The 16,593-nt window shown below is 59.8% G+C and carries 16 protein-coding genes; 11 read left to right on the top strand and 5 right to left on the bottom strand.

Annotated elements, in window-relative coordinates:
• Window positions 1-116: 116 nt before the first annotated feature.
• From C2U40_RS21705 to C2U40_RS21715, 3 genes are all read right to left on the bottom strand, one after another.
• Window positions 117-1,214: a polyamine ABC transporter substrate-binding protein gene (locus C2U40_RS21705; RefSeq protein ID WP_103827619.1), complete on the bottom strand. Its 1,098-nt coding sequence runs from the start codon at window positions 1,212-1,214 to the stop codon at window positions 117-119.
• Between the two features lie 54 nt (window positions 1,215-1,268).
• Window positions 1,269-2,630, bottom strand: coding sequence for an aspartate aminotransferase family protein (locus tag C2U40_RS21710; protein ID WP_011707798.1), 1,362 nt, complete (start codon window positions 2,628-2,630; stop codon window positions 1,269-1,271).
• Window positions 2,631-2,817: 187 nt separating this feature from the next.
• Window positions 2,818-4,149, bottom strand: coding sequence for a glutamine synthetase family protein (locus C2U40_RS21715; protein ID WP_011707799.1), 1,332 nt, complete (start codon window positions 4,147-4,149; stop codon window positions 2,818-2,820).
• Window positions 4,150-4,617: 468 nt separating this feature from the next.
• Between C2U40_RS21715 and C2U40_RS21720 the strand changes: the two genes are divergently transcribed.
• From C2U40_RS21720 to pseC, 11 genes are all read left to right on the top strand, one after another.
• Window positions 4,618-5,004 carry a TraR/DksA family transcriptional regulator gene (locus C2U40_RS21720; protein WP_010635769.1) on the top strand — a complete coding sequence of 129 codons (387 nt, stop codon included), beginning with the start codon at window positions 4,618-4,620 and terminating at the stop codon, window positions 5,002-5,004.
• Between the two features lie 171 nt (window positions 5,005-5,175).
• A complete protein-coding gene (locus tag C2U40_RS21725; RefSeq protein WP_011707800.1) occupies window positions 5,176-6,033 on the top strand; it encodes a hypothetical protein in 858 nt (285 codons plus the stop codon).
• Between the two features lie 53 nt (window positions 6,034-6,086).
• Complete coding sequence (locus C2U40_RS21730) at window positions 6,087-6,533, top strand: Mpo1 family 2-hydroxy fatty acid dioxygenase (protein WP_102989823.1); 447 nt, start codon at window positions 6,087-6,089, stop codon at window positions 6,531-6,533.
• Window positions 6,534-6,554: 21 nt separating this feature from the next.
• Window positions 6,555-7,034, top strand: coding sequence for a CreA family protein (locus tag C2U40_RS21735; RefSeq protein ID WP_103827620.1), 480 nt, complete (start codon window positions 6,555-6,557; stop codon window positions 7,032-7,034).
• Window positions 7,035-7,111: 77 nt separating this feature from the next.
• Entirely contained in the window at window positions 7,112-8,101 is a 990-nt protein-coding gene (locus tag C2U40_RS21740; protein ID WP_045525885.1) for a 2-hydroxyacid dehydrogenase, read from the top strand.
• Between the two features lie 91 nt (window positions 8,102-8,192).
• Window positions 8,193-9,572 (top strand): molecular chaperone, encoded by a 1,380-nt coding sequence (gene yegD / locus C2U40_RS21745; RefSeq protein WP_103827621.1) that lies wholly within the window; start codon window positions 8,193-8,195, stop codon window positions 9,570-9,572.
• Window positions 9,573-9,725: 153 nt separating this feature from the next.
• On the top strand, window positions 9,726-10,145 hold the full coding sequence (locus C2U40_RS21750) for an META domain-containing protein (protein ID WP_016352339.1): 420 nt from the start codon (window positions 9,726-9,728) through the stop codon (window positions 10,143-10,145).
• A gap of 70 nt (window positions 10,146-10,215) precedes the next feature.
• Complete coding sequence (locus C2U40_RS21755) at window positions 10,216-11,064, top strand: HDOD domain-containing protein (protein WP_017409738.1); 849 nt, start codon at window positions 10,216-10,218, stop codon at window positions 11,062-11,064.
• Window positions 11,065-11,069: 5 nt separating this feature from the next.
• Window positions 11,070-12,899 (top strand): maltodextrin glucosidase, encoded by a 1,830-nt coding sequence (malZ, locus tag C2U40_RS21760; RefSeq protein ID WP_103827622.1) that lies wholly within the window; start codon window positions 11,070-11,072, stop codon window positions 12,897-12,899.
• A 221-nt stretch (window positions 12,900-13,120) separates the two neighbouring features.
• Complete coding sequence (pseB, locus tag C2U40_RS21765; protein ID WP_039213020.1) at window positions 13,121-14,125, top strand: UDP-N-acetylglucosamine 4,6-dehydratase (inverting); 1,005 nt, start codon at window positions 13,121-13,123, stop codon at window positions 14,123-14,125.
• Complete coding sequence (gene pseC / locus C2U40_RS21770) at window positions 14,122-15,249, top strand: UDP-4-amino-4,6-dideoxy-N-acetyl-beta-L-altrosamine transaminase (RefSeq protein ID WP_103827623.1); 1,128 nt, start codon at window positions 14,122-14,124, stop codon at window positions 15,247-15,249. The genes pseB and pseC overlap by 4 nt, the downstream gene beginning before the upstream one ends.
• 25 nt (window positions 15,250-15,274) lie before the next feature.
• Here pseC and C2U40_RS21775 read toward each other — a convergent pair whose 3' ends face one another.
• The gene (locus C2U40_RS21775; protein WP_103827624.1) at window positions 15,275-15,997 is read right to left on the bottom strand and encodes a phosphocholine cytidylyltransferase family protein; all 723 of its coding nucleotides are present in this window, start codon (window positions 15,995-15,997) and stop codon (window positions 15,275-15,277) included.
• Window position 15,998: 1 nt separating this feature from the next.
• A complete protein-coding gene (locus tag C2U40_RS21780; RefSeq protein ID WP_103827625.1) occupies window positions 15,999-16,592 on the bottom strand; it encodes a gamma-glutamyl-gamma-aminobutyrate hydrolase family protein in 594 nt (197 codons plus the stop codon).
• Window position 16,593: the final 1 nt, after the last annotated feature.

The raw sequence follows: 16,593 nt of genomic DNA on the forward strand, positions 1-16,593 counted from the left end.
TATCAGTCCTCATTTGTGTGATTTTGCCAGTCGCGCATCCATACGCGCCGTCCAACCTGTCGGGTGGTCACCACCCTCCCGGCCGAACTGCGGACCGGGAGGGGTACTCGTCACTCTTACTTGCCTGACTTGATCTTGGTCCAGCTGCGGGTCATCAGACGCTGCACCTTGGCCGGCAGATCCGGGAAGGTGTAGATCTTCTTGAGGGTATCCGGCGTCGGGTAGATACCCGGGTCGGTACGGATCGCCTCGTCCACCAGCGGCGTGGCCGCCTTGTTGCCGTTCGGGAACTGCACCACGTTGGTGATGTTCGCGATCACGTCCGGCTTCATCAGGTAATTGATGAAGGTGTGGGCCGCCTCGACGTTCTTGGCATCCGCCGGGATGGCGATCATGTCGAAGAAGCTGCCTGCCCCCTCTTTCGGAATGGTGTAAGTCAGGCTGACACCGTTCTTGGCCTCGGCGGCACGCGCCTTGGACTGCTGCAGGTCACCGGAGTAACCGACCGCCACGCACAGGTTGCCGTTGGCCAGATCCGAAATGTACTTGGAGGAGTGGAAGTAAGCGGTATAGGGACGGATGGAGAGGAACAACGCCTCTGCCTTCTTCAGCTCGTCCGGCTTCTGGCTGTCCGGCTTGAAGCCCAGGTATTGCAGGGCGGCCGGCAGCATTTCGGTCGGCGAGTCGAGGAAGGAGACACCGCACTCCTTCAACTTGGCCATGTTTTCCGGTTTGAACACCAGATCCCAGGAATCCACCGGCGCCTTGTCACCCAGCACGGCTTTCACCTTCTCCGGGTTGTAGGCATAACCGATGGTGCCCCACAGGTAAGGAATGGAGTACTGGTTACCCGGGTCGCTCGGTTCGAGCGCCTTGAGCAACGAGGTATCCAGGTTTTGCCAGTTGGAGAGCTTGGACTTGTCCAGCTTCTGGAACACGCCCGCCTTGATCTGCTTGGCCAGGAAGGGGTTGGACGGAACGACGATGTCATAGCCCGAACTGCCGGCCAGCAACTTGGCTTCCAGCACCTCGTTGCTGTCGAACACGTCGTAGACCACCTTGATGCCCGTCTCTTTCTGGAAGTCTTCCAGCGTGTTTGGCGCGATATAGTCGCTCCAGTTGTAGACGTGCAACACCTTGTCCTCGGCCATCGCCCCGGTACTCATCATGACCAGTGCCACAGAGGCTGCAATCATTCCCGTTTTGAAAGACATCGTCCTTGTCTCCTAAGCAAATTGTATGCGCAAGCCAACCTGCCCGGCGCCCGCCTATCCCCGCAGCTTTGCCGCCGTCAGATCGAGACTGAGCCTGGCCAGATTGACCAATTCATCCACCTGTTCCTCGGTGATCACCAAGGGGGGCGATATGATCATGGTATCGCCGACCGCCCTCATCACCAAGCCATTGTTAAAGCAGAACTCCCGACAGGTCATACCGGCCTGCAGCCCAGCCGGGAAGCGGCTGTTGGTCTGCTTGTCCTGCACTATTTCCAGCGCGGCCACCAGGCCTTTGCCACGGGTTTCGCCCACCAGCGGATGGTCCGCCAGCTCCGCCCAGCGGCGCTGCAAATAGGGGCCGATGGTATCATGAACTCGCTTAACTATGCTTTCGTTTTGCATAAGCGTAATGTTGGCAATCGCCACGGCGCAGGCCACCGGATGACCGGAGTAGGTGAAGCCGTGATTGAACTCGCCCCCCTCTTCCACCAGTACCTTGGCGACCCTGTCCCCCACCATCACGGCCCCCATCGGCAGATAGCCGGAGGTGATCCCCTTGGCCAGACACATGAGATCCGGCTTGATGCCGAAGCCTTCGCTGGCGAACCAGTGGCCGGTGCGACCAAAGCCGCAGATCACCTCGTCGGCGATCAGCAGGATGCCGTACTTGTCGCAAATGCGCTGGATCTCCGGCCAGTAGCTGTCGGGCGGGATGATGACGCCGCCGGCGCCCTGGATCGGCTCGCCGATAAAGGCAGCCACCTGGTCCACCCCCAGCGCCAGAATCTTCTCCTCCAGCTGACGGGCACGGGCCAGCCCGAATTCGTGGGCGCTCATCCCCTGCCCCTCGCCAAAGTGATAGGGCTGATCGATGTGCACGATACCGGGAATAGGCAGCCCGCCCTGGGCATGCATCCCCTTCATGCCACCCAGGCTCGCCCCCGCCACGGTGGAGCCGTGGTAGGCGTTGTGGCGGCTGATGATCACCTGCTTGTCCGGCTGCCCCTTGCTGGCCCAGTAGTGGCGCACCATGCGCAGCACGGTATCGTTGCACTCGGAGCCCGAACCGGTAAAGAAGACGTGGTTGAGGTGCGGCGGCGTGATCTCGGCCAGCAGGGTCGCCAGCTCGGCAGCGGGCGGGTGGCTGGTCTGGAAGAAGAGGTTGTAGTAGGGCAGTTGCTGCATCTGGCGGGTGGCGGCGTCCACCAGCTCCTGGCGGCCATAGCCCAGGTTGACGCACCACAGGCCGGCCATGCCATCCAGAATGCGCTTGCCTTCGGAGTCTTCCAGATAGACGCCCTCGGCCCGGGTGATGATGCGGCTGCCTTTCTTGTTCAGCGCCTGAAAGTCGGTAAACGGATGCAGGTGATGGCTGGCTTCCAGTTGCTGCCACTCACGGGTGGTATGCTGCATTGCTTGCTCCTCGGTTCCTTCGATTTAAGCGATGTTTGTTGGTCAGTTGATGAGGGGCAGACAACTCCCCCGGTCACGGTGACGCACCGGGTGTCGTGCAGTGCCTGCGCCCCAACTGTCTCGATTCATGCGGGAGGGGCCGGCGGCCCCTCCGGGCGGGGTGATGCGCGACCGGCGCGCATCCGGATCACACGTTCAGCAGCAGGAACTCCCGTTCCCAGCGGCTGATCACCCCGAAGTAGGTCTCATATTCCTTGCGTTTGACCGCCACGAAGGCCCGGGTAAAGCGCTCGCCCAGCATCTCCTTGATGGGGTCGCACTGCTCCAGGTGGCTCAATGCCTCCTCCAGCGAGCGGGGCAGGCTGTAGGGCAGCTCATAGGCGCTCGACTTCATCTCCGGCAGCGGCTCCAGCTTCTCCATCATGCCGAGGTAGCCGCAGGCCAGGGTGGCGGCCAGCGCCAGATAGGGGTTGGCGTCGGCGCCGGCGAAGCGGTTCTCCACCCGGCGGGCACTGGCCTCGGAGAAGGGCACCCGCAGCCCGCAGGTACGGTTCTCCACCCCCCACTGCACGTTGCGCGGCGCGCTCTCGCCAAAGGTGAGGCGGCGGTAGGAGTTGACGTTGGGGGCCAGCAGCGCGGTCACCGCCGGCGTGTATTTCTGCAGGCCGGCGATGAAGTGCATGAACAGCTCGGAGTGGCCGCCGTTCTCGGTGCCGAACAGGTTGCGACCGTTCACATCTTCCAGACTCTGGTGGATGTGCATGGCGGAGCCGGGCTCGTCGCTCATCGGCTTGGCCATGAAGGTGGCGTAAATCCCGTGGCGGTGGGCCGCTTCCCGCATGGTGCGCTTGAACAGGAACACCTGGTCGGCGAGATCGACGGCGTCGCCGTGCAGGAAGTTGATCTCCATCTGGGCGGCGCCGGACTCGTGGATCAGGGTGTCCACCTCCAGCTCCTGCGCCTCGCAGTAGTCGTACATGTCTTCAAAGATGGGGTCGAATTCGTTGACCGCGTCGATGCTGAACGATTGGCGGGCCGTCTCGGGGCGGCCGTTGCGCCCTACCGGCGGCACCAGCGGATAGTCAGGGTCTTCGTTGCGCTTGACCAGATAGAATTCCAGCTCGGGGGCCACCACCGGCTTCCAGCCCTGCTTCTCGTAAAATGACAGGACCCGACGCAGCACGGAGCGCGGCGCGATGTCGATCAGCTTGCCATTGATGTCGAAACAGTCGTGGATCACCTGGGCGGTCGGCTCCAGCGCCCAGGGTACGAAACGAATGGTGTTGGGATCGGGATAGAGCTGCATGTCCCGCTCCAGCGGGTCGATCATGCTGTCGTCATCCGGATACTCGCCGGTCACCGTCTGGGTGAAGATGACCTCGGGCAGCCGCATGCCCCCCTCGCGCAGAAACTTGTTGGCTGGAATTATCTTGCCTCGGGCATTGCCGGTGAAATCCGGAAACAGGCACTCCACTTCCGTGATGCGATTGCTCTCCATCCAGCCCTTGATACTGTCCATGTTAAACCCCGACTCTACGGTTGCCATTGGCAAGGGTGTCTAATATATGGAACACCCTTGTTATCAAATTGTAATCAACACCACCATAAAAGCCCGCCATCAGGGGCAATGTCAAGCGGTGGTGTTTAAAAAACTATAAATAACGGCGCATATAATGACCATCGCGGGGACAAATACTAAACACCCTGGCGTGATAACGACTCACTGCAAGCCCGGTGCCAACAAGCTTGCAGGATCCCCCATGTTCTCAGTCAGCCCCTGTCTGAATCGGGTCATTTTTTTGCAAGGGCGCACAATACTTGTCCTCTTTGCTTTGCATGCCTGCATTTTTTTGGTACAAGGCCCGCCCTGATTTGCACTCTCCTGCTTGGATTTGGTGCAAATTCAGGACACAGGGCTTGGTCTGCAGGCAGACAGCCCCCATAAACAGGGATAATTGGGTTAGTAAACTGACTGGTAGTAAATCGTATGTGTGATTTCATGACTGAAGACCAACTGGCCTTTTACAAGGGACAGATCGAGCGCCAGATCCTCGAACTCGAAGATCGCCTCAACTCCCAGGCCAGCCAGGCCATCGCCACCGATACCAACGAGATGGCTGATGAAATTGACCGTGCCAGCATCGAGGAAGCCCGTCGTCTGGAGCTGAACCGCATCGAGCATGACAAGCTGCATCTGCGCAAGCTGCGTGGTGCCCTCAAGCGCATCAGCGAAGGGGATTTCGGTTACTGCGAATCCTGCGGTGACGAGATCTCCCTCAAGCGGCTACAGGCTCGTCCCGAGTCCCGCTTCTGCGTTGAATGCCAGAGCACCAAGGAGTTCAACGATACCCACGTGTATCGTCGCGTCGCCTGACGCCTCGCTGCCTGCTCACATTCGTGCGGCGAGCGTCGCCAGCGGGGTGGGCCATGCAGGTGACAATGAGGACACCAGGCTGCTCACCCTGGCGGATCACGGCTACGCAGCAAGAGAGTGATAAGTTCTGTTAGACTCCGGGCAAGCCCGGAATCTACAGGAGAGCAGAGAGTGAAATGGTTCCTCAAACTGTGCTTGTGTCTGCCGTTGCTGGCACAAGCACAGACCCTCACGGTCAAGGTTCCCAGCCGGCCGATCAATGACCTCGACAAAGAGTACCAGCTCAAACTGCTGGAACTGGCGCTGACCCATGCCGGCCAGCCGTTTCGCATCAAGCAGGTCGAACTCAATCTCAACCAGTACAGCCTGCAGCAGCAGCTGAGCAAGGGCCAGACCATCAATGTGTTCTGGATGGGCACCTCCAGCGCCCTCGAATCCTCGCTCATTGCCGTGCCGATCCCGCTGTTTCGCGGTCTGGAAGGACTGCGGCTCTCCTTCATCCACGCCGATGCCCAGGAGAAGTTCAACCAGATCAACTCGCTGGCCGATCTCAAGAAGCTGAAGGCGGCGCAAGGGGTGGGCTGGGCCGACAACAAGATCCTCGAAAACGCCGGCATCCCCACCTATTCGGGGCGCTACAGCAACCTGTTTCGGCTGATCAACGACGGTGACAAGCTGGACTTCTTCCCGCGCAACCTGGTGGAGATCTTCGCCGAGCGCAGCGAGCTGGTGGCGCAATATCCCAACCTAGTCATCGATCAGCACCTGCTGATCCGCTACCCCTTCGCCGAGTTCTTCTTCGTCAGCCCGGAATCCCCAAAGCTGGCCAAGGCGATCCAGACCGGGCTTGAGCGGGCCTATGCCGACGGCAGCTTCATGAAGTTCTTCCGGGAGAATCCCAAGATCCGCGAGGCTCTGGCCAGCGCCAATCTCGAGCGGCGGGTCACCATCTCCCTGCCCAATCCCGACATGACACCGTTGCTAAAATCCATTCCGGCCCAATATTGGGAGTATCCCCCGCAGGGATGACGAATCTGCCACCTTAAGGCGAGGTGGTACCAGCAGCGCGCCAGGGAGGTGCCATGAAGGGAATCGAGGAGTGGTTTGAACTGTACGGCCAGAGCCACCGGCACCCGGTCAATGTGGCGATCCACAAGCTGGCAGTGCCCGGTATCTATCTCTGTGCCCTGGCCCTGCTCTGGTGCCTGCCAGCCGGGCCGCTGCCGCCGTCGCTCAACTGGGCCGCTCTGGTCGCCATCCCGGTGCTGGCCTTCTACCTGCGGCTGTCGTTTGCGCTGTTTGTGGGCATGACGGTGCTGACCGCACTGGGGCTGGTCATTTGCCACAGCTGGCAAGGCCCCCTGCTGTGGCCGGCGCTGGCCGGGTTTGTGCTGCTCTGGATCGCCCAGTTCGTCGGCCACAAGATCGAGGGCAAACGCCCCTCCTTCCTCGCCGACCTGCAGTTTTTGCTGATCGGCCCCGCCTGGGTGCTGGCCAGCCTCTATCGTCGTTTGGGCATTCCCTACTGAGGGAAGCCAACAGGAGAGACCATGAGACATCCTCAGATCCTTGCTCGCGCCCTGCCGCTGCTGCTGGGCGCACTGATTGCCGGCCCGGCGCTGGCCGACAATGCCGACCCGGTCGGCGAGGTGAGCACCGCCTTCAAGCTGTTTGGCCCCAACCACAAGATCCTGGTGGAGGCATTCGACGATCCCCGCATCGACGGCGTCGCCTGCTACCTGGCGCGCCCCAAGACCGGCGGCGTCAAGGGCGGACTCGGGCTGGCGGAAGATCCCTCCCACGCCTCCCTCTCGTGTCACCAGATTGGCCCCATCACCCTGCCCGCCAAGCTGAAGGCGGGGGAAGAGGTGTTCGACGTCAGCACCTCGCTGGTGTTCAAGGAGCAGAAAGTGGTGCGCTTTTACGATCAGAAGCGCAACGCGCTGGTCTATCTGACTTACAGCACCAAGCTGGTGGATGGCTCTTACAAGAGCGCGGTCAGCGCCGTGCCCATCATGCCGTGGGGCTGAATCCCCACCATTTATCCCGTGATGACGCCCCATATTTGTTGTAATTTAACTACATCATTATCTGCGGAGAGCACACCATGAGAGTCGCCGTTTTCAGTACCAAGAGCTACGACAAAGAGCACTTCAATCAGGCCAACAGCCAGTACGGTTATGAACTGGAGTTCTTCGACGTGCGGCTGGAGGCCAAGACTGCCCGGCTGGCCCACGGCTTCCCCGTGGTGTGCCTGTTCGTCAACGACGATGCCGACCGCGAGGTGCTGACCGAGCTGGCCACCCACGGTACCAAGGTGATCGCCCTGCGCTGCGCCGGCTACAACAACGTGGATCTGGTCGCTGCCAAGGAGCTGGGGCTGAAGGTGGTGCGAGTTCCCGCCTACTCCCCGGAAGCGGTCGCCGAGCATGCGGTGGGCCTGATGATGACTCTCAACCGTCGCATCCACAAAGCCTATCAGCGCACCCGTGACGCCAACTTCTCGCTGGAGGGGCTGGTCGGCTTCAACATGCACGGTCGCACCGCCGGCATCATCGGCACCGGCAAGATCGGCATCGCCACCCTGCGCATCCTCAAGGGCTTCGGCATGCGCCTGCTGGTGAGCGATCCCTATCCGAACCAGGCGGCCATCGATCTCGGTGCCGAGTACGTGGATCTCGATACCCTGTTCCGCCAGTCTGACGTCATCAGCCTGCACTGCCCGCTGTTCAAGGAGAACTACCATCTGCTGAACAAGGAGGCGTTCGCCAAGATGAAGGACGGGGTGATGATCATCAACACCAGCCGGGGCGGCCTGCTCGACTCCAACGCCGCCATCGAGGCGCTCAAGACCGCTCGTATCGGCGCGCTGGGGCTGGACGTCTACGAGGAAGAAGAAGATCTCTTCTTCGCCGACAAGTCCAACGAGGTGATCACCGATGACGTGTTCCGCCGCCTGTCGGCCTGCCACAACGTGCTGTTCACCGGTCACCAGGCCTTCCTGACCCGCGAGGCGCTGCACGCCATCGCCGACACCACCCTCAGCAACATCCGCGCCATCGACAGTCAGGGTCGCTGCGACAACGAGGTGGAGTAAACCACCGCGCAATAAGCGAGGCGCCGGGTTGTGAGACCCGGCGCCTTCGGGTAGGCTACCAGCCCTTTTTTGCTCAGGAGTCTGGCTGCCCATGTTTATCGGATTTGATTACGGTACCTCCAACTGTGCCGTCGCCGTGATGGAACAAGGCAGCCCCAGGCTGCTGAACCTGAGCGGTGCCCACTACCTTCCCTCCACCCTGCACGCTCCCCACCGGGATGCCATCGCCGGCCTGCTGGCCGAAGGGCTGGCACCCGCCCAGCAGAGCGAGTATCTCAAGCTGCGCGGCCCCGTGGTCACCCGGGCCCAGGCGGTACGCCGCCAGATGCGCGAAGAGGGGCTGATCGACGAGCTCAGCTTTGGCGCCGCGGCGCTGGAGCGCTATCTGGAAGAGCCGGACGACGGCTACTACCTCAAGTCGCCGAAATCCTTCCTCGGCGCCTACGGCCTCAAGGCACCACAGATCGCCCTGTTCGAAGACATCGTCTGCGCCATGATGCTGCACGTGCGGCGCGAGGCGGAGCAGCAGCTCGGCGCACCGATCCGCCGGGCCGTGGTCGGCCGCCCGGTCAACTTCCAGGGGCTGGCGGGGGAAGAGAGCAACCGTCAGGCCATCGCCATCCTGAGCGAAGCGGCCCGCCTCGCCGGGTTCGAGCAGGTGGAGTTTCTCTATGAGCCGGTGGCGGCCGGCTTCGAATTCGAGGCCCGCCTGACCGAGGATGCGGTGGTGCTGGTGGTGGACATCGGCGGCGGCACCACCGACTGCTCGGTGCTGCGGATGGGCCCGAGCCACCGCGACAGGCTCGATCGCGACGGCGATCTGCTCGGCCACAGCGGCCAGCGCATCGGCGGCAACGACTTCGACATCCGGCTGACGGTGGAGGGCATGATGCCCCTGCTCGGCATGCACGAGACCCTCAAGACCGGCAAGCCGCTCCCCCACCCGCTGTTTTGGGATGCCGCCGCCATCAACGACGTCAGCGCCCAAAGCCGCTTCTACAGCCTGGAGACCGCCCGCCAGCTGCAGGATCTGCAACTCGACAGCCAGCCCGGCAGCAAGCTGGGCCGTCTCGCCAGCCTGCGCGCCCACAAGCTGAGCCATCAACTGGTGTGGCGTGCCGAGCAGGGCAAGATCGCCCTCTCGACGCAGGAGTCCAATCACCAATCGCTGAGCGAGCTGGAAAAAGGGCTGGCGGCGGAGCTGACCCGCGAACAGCTGGCCAATGCCTCTGCCCTGCTGCTGGAGAAAATTGGCGAGCTGATGGATGAAGCCATCGCCGCCGCCGGCGTGCAACCGGATCGGGTCTTCATCACCGGCGGCAGCGCCCGCTCCCCGCTGATCCAGGCCTTCATCCGCCAGAAGCTGCCCCAGGTGCCGCTGGAAGGGGGTGATGACTTCGGCTCGGTCGCCTCCGGTCTGGCCCGTTACGCCGAGCGGCTGTTTGGCAGCGGTCAATCCACCCCGATCTGACCCAAATGCAGCCAGGCATGGGGGCTGTGTTGCCATTTAACGACACAGGCCCCACCCACAGGGCGACAGAAGCAGTCGGGGGCACTCCCCCTCGCCCTGCCTGAGGGCACGCACAGAGGGTATGCTTGTCACTCCCACTACCGGAGCCCTTTCATGCCCAGATTCTTGCTACTGCTGCTCGCCCTGCTTCTGCTCAGCGCCTGCAGCAGTACTCCCCGCTTCGCCTCGCAAGACCTGCAGCACCACCACTGGGTGCTCGACAAGCTGGATGGCCAGCCCGTTGCCGCGCCGCGAGACAACCCGCCCGATTTCGAGATAGGTGAGCACTTCACCGTCAACGGCATCGCCGGTTGCAACCGCTACTTCGGTCAGGGCCACCTCGAGGGGAACAAGTTCTGGGTGACCAGTCTGGGCAGCACCGAGATGGCCTGTCTGGCCCCGCTCGATGCGGTGGAGCAGGCGGTGCTGACCACCCTCACCGAAGGGGCCACCCTGGATGGCACTACCCAGACCCTGATCCTGCAGGGCAAACGGCATCGTTTGGAATACACCCTGCGCGACTGGGTGCTCTAGGGCTCACAAACCGGCATCACAAACAGGAACATGTGCCCCGCCTGTGGCACAATATGAGGCAGTGCTCGCAATGGAGGCTGCCTCAGCCATGTCGATGGACCGTCTGTTTGACAAGATCAAACAACTCCCCACTATTCCGCAACTGCTGCATGAGTTGATGCAGAGCTTCAGCGATGAAAATGCCCGCATCGACGAGATTGCGGCCAAGATCGCCATGGACCAGGTGATCAGCGTCAAGGTGCTGCGAATGGCCAACTCGGCCGCCCTGCGCCGTGGCAACGAAGTCACCTCCATCGAACAGGCGGTGATCCGCCTCGGTTTCAACCGGCTGCGCTCTGTGGTGGTCGCCTCCGGTATCATCGGCAGCTTCAAGGCGCCTCCCAGCTTCGACAAGAACAAGTTCTGGACCGAGACCTTCCAGGTCGCCACCATCGCCAAGACCCTGGCCCAGGAGGCCAAGGTGCTCGACCCCGAGACCGCCTTTACCTGCGCCCTCATTCACAACATCGGCGAGCTGCTGATCCAGAGCACCCTGCCGGAAGAGGCGGAGCTCATCAGTCTGGCGATCCAGAAGGGGAGCAGCCGGGTCGAGGCCCAGCGCGAGATGCTGGGTTACGACTACGCCCAGCTCGGCGCCGAGCTGGCACGGCGCTGGAACCTCTCCGAGGCCTTCGTCGATGCCATCTCCCAGCAGCTAGATCCCCTCTCCCATGACCCGGTCAGCAAGGAGGCAGTGCTGATCCGCCTGGCGGTCTTCATCTCCTTCGCCTGGAACGCGGGAGTGCCGGCCCAGGCCATCATTGCCCGCTTCCCCAAGCCACTGGCCGACCAGCTGGGGCTGGATCCCAAGTCGCTCGCCGGCCAGCTCGAAACCTTGCATGAACAGGGCAATGCCCTCGCCGATCTTCTGACTCAATAAGCATCATGACCCATCCATTTCTGTTTCATCCCCAGGTGGCGCCCTGGTTCAAAGAGAGCGCCGATGCCCTGCAACTGACCCTGTTCAGCGAGCTGGATGCCCCGATCCGCGAGGTGTGGCTGCGCCACGAGCCGGACAACGAGGAGTACCTGATCCCGATGACGGCGGTCTCCACCCGCGACCGGCTGCAGGTATGGCAGGCGACCCTGCCGCTCATCAAGGGGCAGGACATTCACCTCTACTGCTTCAAGTGCCTCACCGACGAGGAACAGTGGTGGCTGCACGGGGCCGGCGTCAGCGCCGCCATGCCGCCGCGCGAGCAGCATTTTCGCTTCAACAGCCTGCACCAGCCACCGGCCTGGGTACAGGACCAGGTGTTCTACCAGATCTTCCCCGATCGCTTCTGCAACGGCGACCCGTCGCTCAGCGTCAAGCATCACGAGTACGAGTACCGCGGCAAGGCGGTGATCAGCAAGGTGTGGGGCGAGCCGGTCAGCCGCCACGAAGAAGGCCACGGCGCCTGCGAATTCTACGGTGGCGACCTGGCGGGCATCGATGCCAAGCTGCACTATCTGCAATCTCTCGGGGTGACGGCGCTCTATCTCAACCCCATCTTCGATTCGCCGAGCAACCACAAGTACGACACCCAGGACTACTTCAAGGTGGATGCGCACCTCGGCACCAACGCCCAGTTTGCCGAGCTGACCCGCAACCTGCACCAGCGCGGCATGAAGATCATCCTGGATGCAGTGGTCAACCACACCTCGACCGAGCACCCCTGGTTCTGCCCGCCGCTCGGCGCCCAAAGCAACCCGGACTCACCGTGGCGCAGCTTCTACACCTTTGACAGCGAAGGGGATTACGTCAGCTGGAAAGGCATCCGCAGCCTGCCCAAGCTCGACTTCTCCAGCGAACAGGTGCAGGACGCCGTCTACCGCGCCGACGACGCCATCCTGCGCTACTGGATGCGTGCCCCCTACCAGATCGATGGCTGGCGCTTCGACGTCATCCACATGCTGGGGGAGCGTGGCACCGCCGAGGGCAACCGCGGCCACGTACGTGCCATTCGCGGCGCGGTGAAGCAGGAGAACCCGGACGCCTACGTGCTGGGCGAGCACTTCTTCGAGGCGAGCCAGTGGCTGCAGGGGGAGCAGGAAGACGGCGCCATGAACTACTACGGCTTCGCCCACCCGATCCGCGCTTTCCTGGCGGGTCAGGACATCGCCTACCACCCCATCAAGATCAGCGCCGAAGAGCTGGATCGCTGGCTCAAGCTGGCGCGGGCCCATATCCCGTTCAAGAACCAGCTGGCCCAGTTCAACCTGCTGGACAGCCACGACACCGCGCGCTTCCTCCACCTGCTGGGGGAGGACAAGCAACGGATGCGGCTCGCGGCCACCCTGCTGCTCACCTACATCGGGGTGCCGTCCATCTACTACGGCGATGAAGTGGGGCTCTCTGGCGGCAACGATCCGGACTGCCGTCGCTGCTTCCCGTGGGAGACCACCGCCTGGGATCACGTGCTGCACGACCATTACCGTCGGTTGATCCAGATCCGCCGGCAGCGTCCAGCCCTACGTCGCGGCGACATCCAGACCCTCTATGCCGGCCCGCACAGCTATGTGTTTGCCCGCACCCTGCAAAGCGATCAGGTGGTGGTGGCCTGCAACCGTCACCCCAACGAGCTGCGCACCATCAGCCTGCCCCTGTGGCAGACCGCGAGCCCGGCCAGCCGCTTCACCGACGCCTTCAACGGCGACAAATTCGAAGTGGTGCTGGGCGAGGTGCAGCTCACCATCCCCGCCAACTCGGCCAGAGTGCTGCTCTCCAGCTAGGCGTCAAGAAAGCGGAACCCTGTGTTCCGCTTTTTGTTAAAGCCCCCGAGATCGCATAAAGTTGTTTGAGCTGGGTTGGATTTCTCTATGAATCATCTAGTTAGTTCACTCAGAGTGGAATAAAACTGGCATCATACAAGACCACTTCCGACCCTTTTCGGCTAAACTGGCCCAAGGCACATTAATTGCTTGTCACTTGGCATCACTAGCGAGAATCCGTCATGTTCGACAATAAAACCCTATTGATTACCGGCGGCACTGGCTCGTTTGGCAAGATGTTGGTCAAGACAGTGCTGGAACGCTACAAGCCGAAACGGCTGATCATCTACTCCCGCGACGAGCTGAAACAGTTCGAGATGCAACAGGTCTTCAACGCCCCCTGCATGCGCTATTTCATCGGCGACGTGCGGGACGCCAACCGGCTCACCATGGCGATGCGCGGGGTGGACTATGTGGTGCACGCGGCGGCCCTCAAGCAGGTGCCGGCTGCCGAATACAACCCCATGGAGTGCATCAAGACCAATATCCACGGGGCCGAGAACGTCATCCAGGCCGCCCTGGTCAATCAGGTCAAGAAGGTAATCGCCCTCTCCACCGACAAGGCCGCCAACCCCATCAACCTGTACGGCGCTACCAAGCTGGCCTCCGACAAACTGTTCGTCGCCGCCAACAACATCGCCGGCCAGGATCCAACCCGTTTTGCGGTGGTGCGCTACGGCAACGTGGTGGGATCGCGCGGTTCTGTGGTGCCTTTCTTCCAGAAACGGATCGATCAGGGCGCCACTACACTGCCCATCACCCACGCCGAGATGACCCGTTTCTGGATCACCCTGCAGCAGGGGGTGGACTTCGTGATGAACAACTTCCCGCGCATGAAGGGGGGTGAGATTTTTGTGCCCAAGCTGCCCTCGGTGCGGATCACCGACCTGGCTACCGCCATGGCCCCTCAGCTGGACCAGGAGATCATCGGCATCCGCCCGGGTGAGAAACTGCATGAAGTGATGTGCCCGTGTGACGACTCCTACCACACCTTCGAGTTCGATGACTTCTTCATCATCGGACCGACCATCAACTTCAACAATCGCAACAATGACTTTTCCGTCACCGCCTCAGGTGAAAAGGGAACCATGGTGGCCCAGGGATTCGAGTACAACTCCCGCGACAACGATGATTTCCTGACGGTTGAACAGCTGAAAGCATTGAACAGCAAGGTGGTAATGGAATGATCCCGTACGGCAGACAGTCGATCAGCGAAGCGGATATCGAAGCCGTGGTCGAAGTATTGAGGTCCGATTTTCTGACCCAGGGGCCCGTAGTGCCGCGCTTCGAGCAGGCAGTGGCGGATTACTGCGGTGCCCGCTTCGGGGTCGCAGTCAACTCAGGTACGGCCGCTCTGCATATCGCCTGTCTGGCACTGGGTGTCGGCCCGGGTGACTGGGTCTGGACCTCCCCCATCAGCTTTGTCGCCTCGGCCAACTGCGCTCTCTATTGCGGAGCCCAGGTCGACTTCGTCGACATCGAACCCGATACCGGCAACATGTGCGCCATGGAGCTGGAGCGCAAGCTGGTAGCCGCCAAGGCGCAAGGATGTCTGCCCAAGGTGGTCATCCCGGTACACTTCGCAGGCCTGCCCTGCGACATGCAGGAGATCCATCGCCTGGGACAAAAGTACGGCTTTCGGATCATCGAGGATGCCTGTCATGCTCTCGGCGCTCGCTATCAGGGTGAACCAACCGGCAACGGCCGCTACAGTGACATCACCGTCTTCAGCTTCCACCCGGTGAAGATCATCACCACCGGCGAAGGCGGCATGGCGATGACCAACGACCCTGCGCTCGCCAAAACCATGAGTATGTTGCGCAGTCACGGCATCACCCGGGATCCGGAAGACTTCATCAATGAGCCGGACGGCCCCTGGTACTACGAGCAACAAATGCTGGGCTTCAACTACCGCATGACAGATATTCAGGCAGCACTGGGATTGAGCCAGATGGCTCGGCTCGAGGAGTTCTTGGTTAAACGACGGAAAATTGCAGCGCGTTATCAGGCCGAATTACCACGTCTTGGCTTGGAAGTTCTATCAGACCGTAATAATCGACTCTCAGCTTGGCATCTGTTTGTTATCAAAGTTCCAGCGAAATATCGTAAAACACAGTTCGAAAAGCTCAGAGCACATGGTATAGGCGTAAATGTGCACTACATCCCGATAGGGAATCATCCTTATCATACAGGTGATTATGGGGAGGCTGCATGCTTCTACGAGCAACTGATTACTTTACCGCTGTACCCTACCTTATTGGAACAAGAAGAAGCTCTGATAGAGGTCATCCATCAGACAAAAAATTTCTGATAATCATGAGTTACCCGATGGTAACTCATGATTGTTCATAACACGCTAAGTCCTCTGGCGAATCAAATTCCCCCCACTCGCCTTCATAAGGAATAGCTTTAATCTTTATATCATTTTTTTGAATAATTGAATTTAAAGTTCCAGTCATATGCATATTATCTTGCATTACAACAGGTAGCTGTTCACGATATTCCTCTACACGCCTCCAACCTACTGGGGAAAACTTCAATAGCCCCATATACTGCCCCTGAATCAAAGCAGTATCTGTAGTTTTATTTCCTATTTCGAGGAGATAGCTCTCCTCATCTAGTTTAAAGCTCTCGGCATCAGATAAGGGGTCAGAAAAACGCTGGCGCCATAAATTCAACCAGTTTGGATCATAAGTAATAGCAATATCATCATTAGTATTAAGCAAGCTAGTTACAGCCTCTGGGCTATAAAATATATCGGAGTATGAAACAATACACTCTTCATCCATAAGCCACTCTCGAGCGCAGCATAGCGAGACAACCATGTTGGTTTCAGCCCATCTTGAATTATGAAACTCTACTAAATCATAGGATGTGAGAGTCTCTCTCATATAACCTGTTACAACTGCGATATTTGTAATGCCGGCCGCTCTTAAGGCTGAAAGTTGATGTTCTAGAAGAGGTCTGCCATACAACATGGTAAGGCATTTTGGTTTCTCTGCTGTTATTTCTTTCATTCGGCTGCCTCGCCCTGCTGCCAAAATAATCGCTCTTGTCATATTATCCTCTCGTCACCATTTTATAAAATCTATCAAGCCATAATGGACTAAAAGGTAAATCTCTCTCTGGATGCCACATCCACCCTTCACACGGCCAATCTCTATGTGCAATCGCCTCAATACAGCCTTCTGCAGATCTTGCTATAACAGTGAACTCTTCGGGAACAGATAATGCACCGTAACGATGGAAACTATTAACGCTGGCAGAGATATCACCATGTATATTATGTCTTTGCCCTACATGCCCGGCCACCTCATTCAATGTACCCCCAGACCAAGTGATCAGCATTTGCATTCCACGACAAATACCCAAGGTAGGTACTTTATGTGAGTGAGCCCAGTTCAGTATCTGGGCCTCCGTATTATCCCTACACTGAAAATCACCAATATCATTCCCGCCAGAGAGAATGACCGCATCAGGATCTATATGATGAAGATATTCAAACAGCAATACATCATCCAATACATTAGACACTGGAAAAGGTAGACCGCCAGCAGCTATAACCCATCGACAAAGATTCTCATCCAAGGCGTCACGACTCTCATTCCGTTCCTTGAGATGGTCCACGCGCTGAGTAACTATCACTTTGAACATA

This window comes from Aeromonas sp. ASNIH4, assembly GCF_002934425.1.
Classification (GTDB): domain Bacteria; phylum Pseudomonadota; class Gammaproteobacteria; order Enterobacterales; family Aeromonadaceae; genus Aeromonas; species Aeromonas hydrophila.

What these genes read in the sequence shown, in the direction of transcription:
- C2U40_RS21705 (WP_103827619.1), bottom strand. Translation starts at nt 1,214, where the DNA reads ATGTCTTTCAAAACGGGAATGATTGCAGCCTCTGTGGCACTGGTCATG.
- C2U40_RS21710 (WP_011707798.1), bottom strand. Translation starts at nt 2,630, where the DNA reads ATGCAGCATACCACCCGTGAGTGGCAGCAACTGGAAGCCAGCCATCAC.
- C2U40_RS21715 (WP_011707799.1), bottom strand. Translation starts at nt 4,149, where the DNA reads ATGGACAGTATCAAGGGCTGGATGGAGAGCAATCGCATCACGGAAGTG.
- C2U40_RS21720 (WP_010635769.1), top strand. Translation starts at nt 4,618, where the DNA reads ATGTGTGATTTCATGACTGAAGACCAACTGGCCTTTTACAAGGGACAG.
- C2U40_RS21730 (WP_102989823.1), top strand. Translation starts at nt 6,087, where the DNA reads ATGAAGGGAATCGAGGAGTGGTTTGAACTGTACGGCCAGAGCCACCGG.
- C2U40_RS21735 (WP_103827620.1), top strand. Translation starts at nt 6,555, where the DNA reads ATGAGACATCCTCAGATCCTTGCTCGCGCCCTGCCGCTGCTGCTGGGC.
- C2U40_RS21740 (WP_045525885.1), top strand. Translation starts at nt 7,112, where the DNA reads ATGAGAGTCGCCGTTTTCAGTACCAAGAGCTACGACAAAGAGCACTTC.
- yegD (WP_103827621.1), top strand. Translation starts at nt 8,193, where the DNA reads ATGTTTATCGGATTTGATTACGGTACCTCCAACTGTGCCGTCGCCGTG.
- C2U40_RS21750 (WP_016352339.1), top strand. Translation starts at nt 9,726, where the DNA reads ATGCCCAGATTCTTGCTACTGCTGCTCGCCCTGCTTCTGCTCAGCGCC.
- C2U40_RS21755 (WP_017409738.1), top strand. Translation starts at nt 10,216, where the DNA reads ATGGAGGCTGCCTCAGCCATGTCGATGGACCGTCTGTTTGACAAGATC.
- malZ (WP_103827622.1), top strand. Translation starts at nt 11,070, where the DNA reads ATGACCCATCCATTTCTGTTTCATCCCCAGGTGGCGCCCTGGTTCAAA.
- pseB (WP_039213020.1), top strand. Translation starts at nt 13,121, where the DNA reads ATGTTCGACAATAAAACCCTATTGATTACCGGCGGCACTGGCTCGTTT.
- pseC (WP_103827623.1), top strand. Translation starts at nt 14,122, where the DNA reads ATGATCCCGTACGGCAGACAGTCGATCAGCGAAGCGGATATCGAAGCC.
- C2U40_RS21775 (WP_103827624.1), bottom strand. Translation starts at nt 15,997, where the DNA reads ATGACAAGAGCGATTATTTTGGCAGCAGGGCGAGGCAGCCGAATGAAA.
- C2U40_RS21780 (WP_103827625.1), bottom strand. Translation starts at nt 16,592, where the DNA reads ATGTTCAAAGTGATAGTTACTCAGCGCGTGGACCATCTCAAGGAACGG.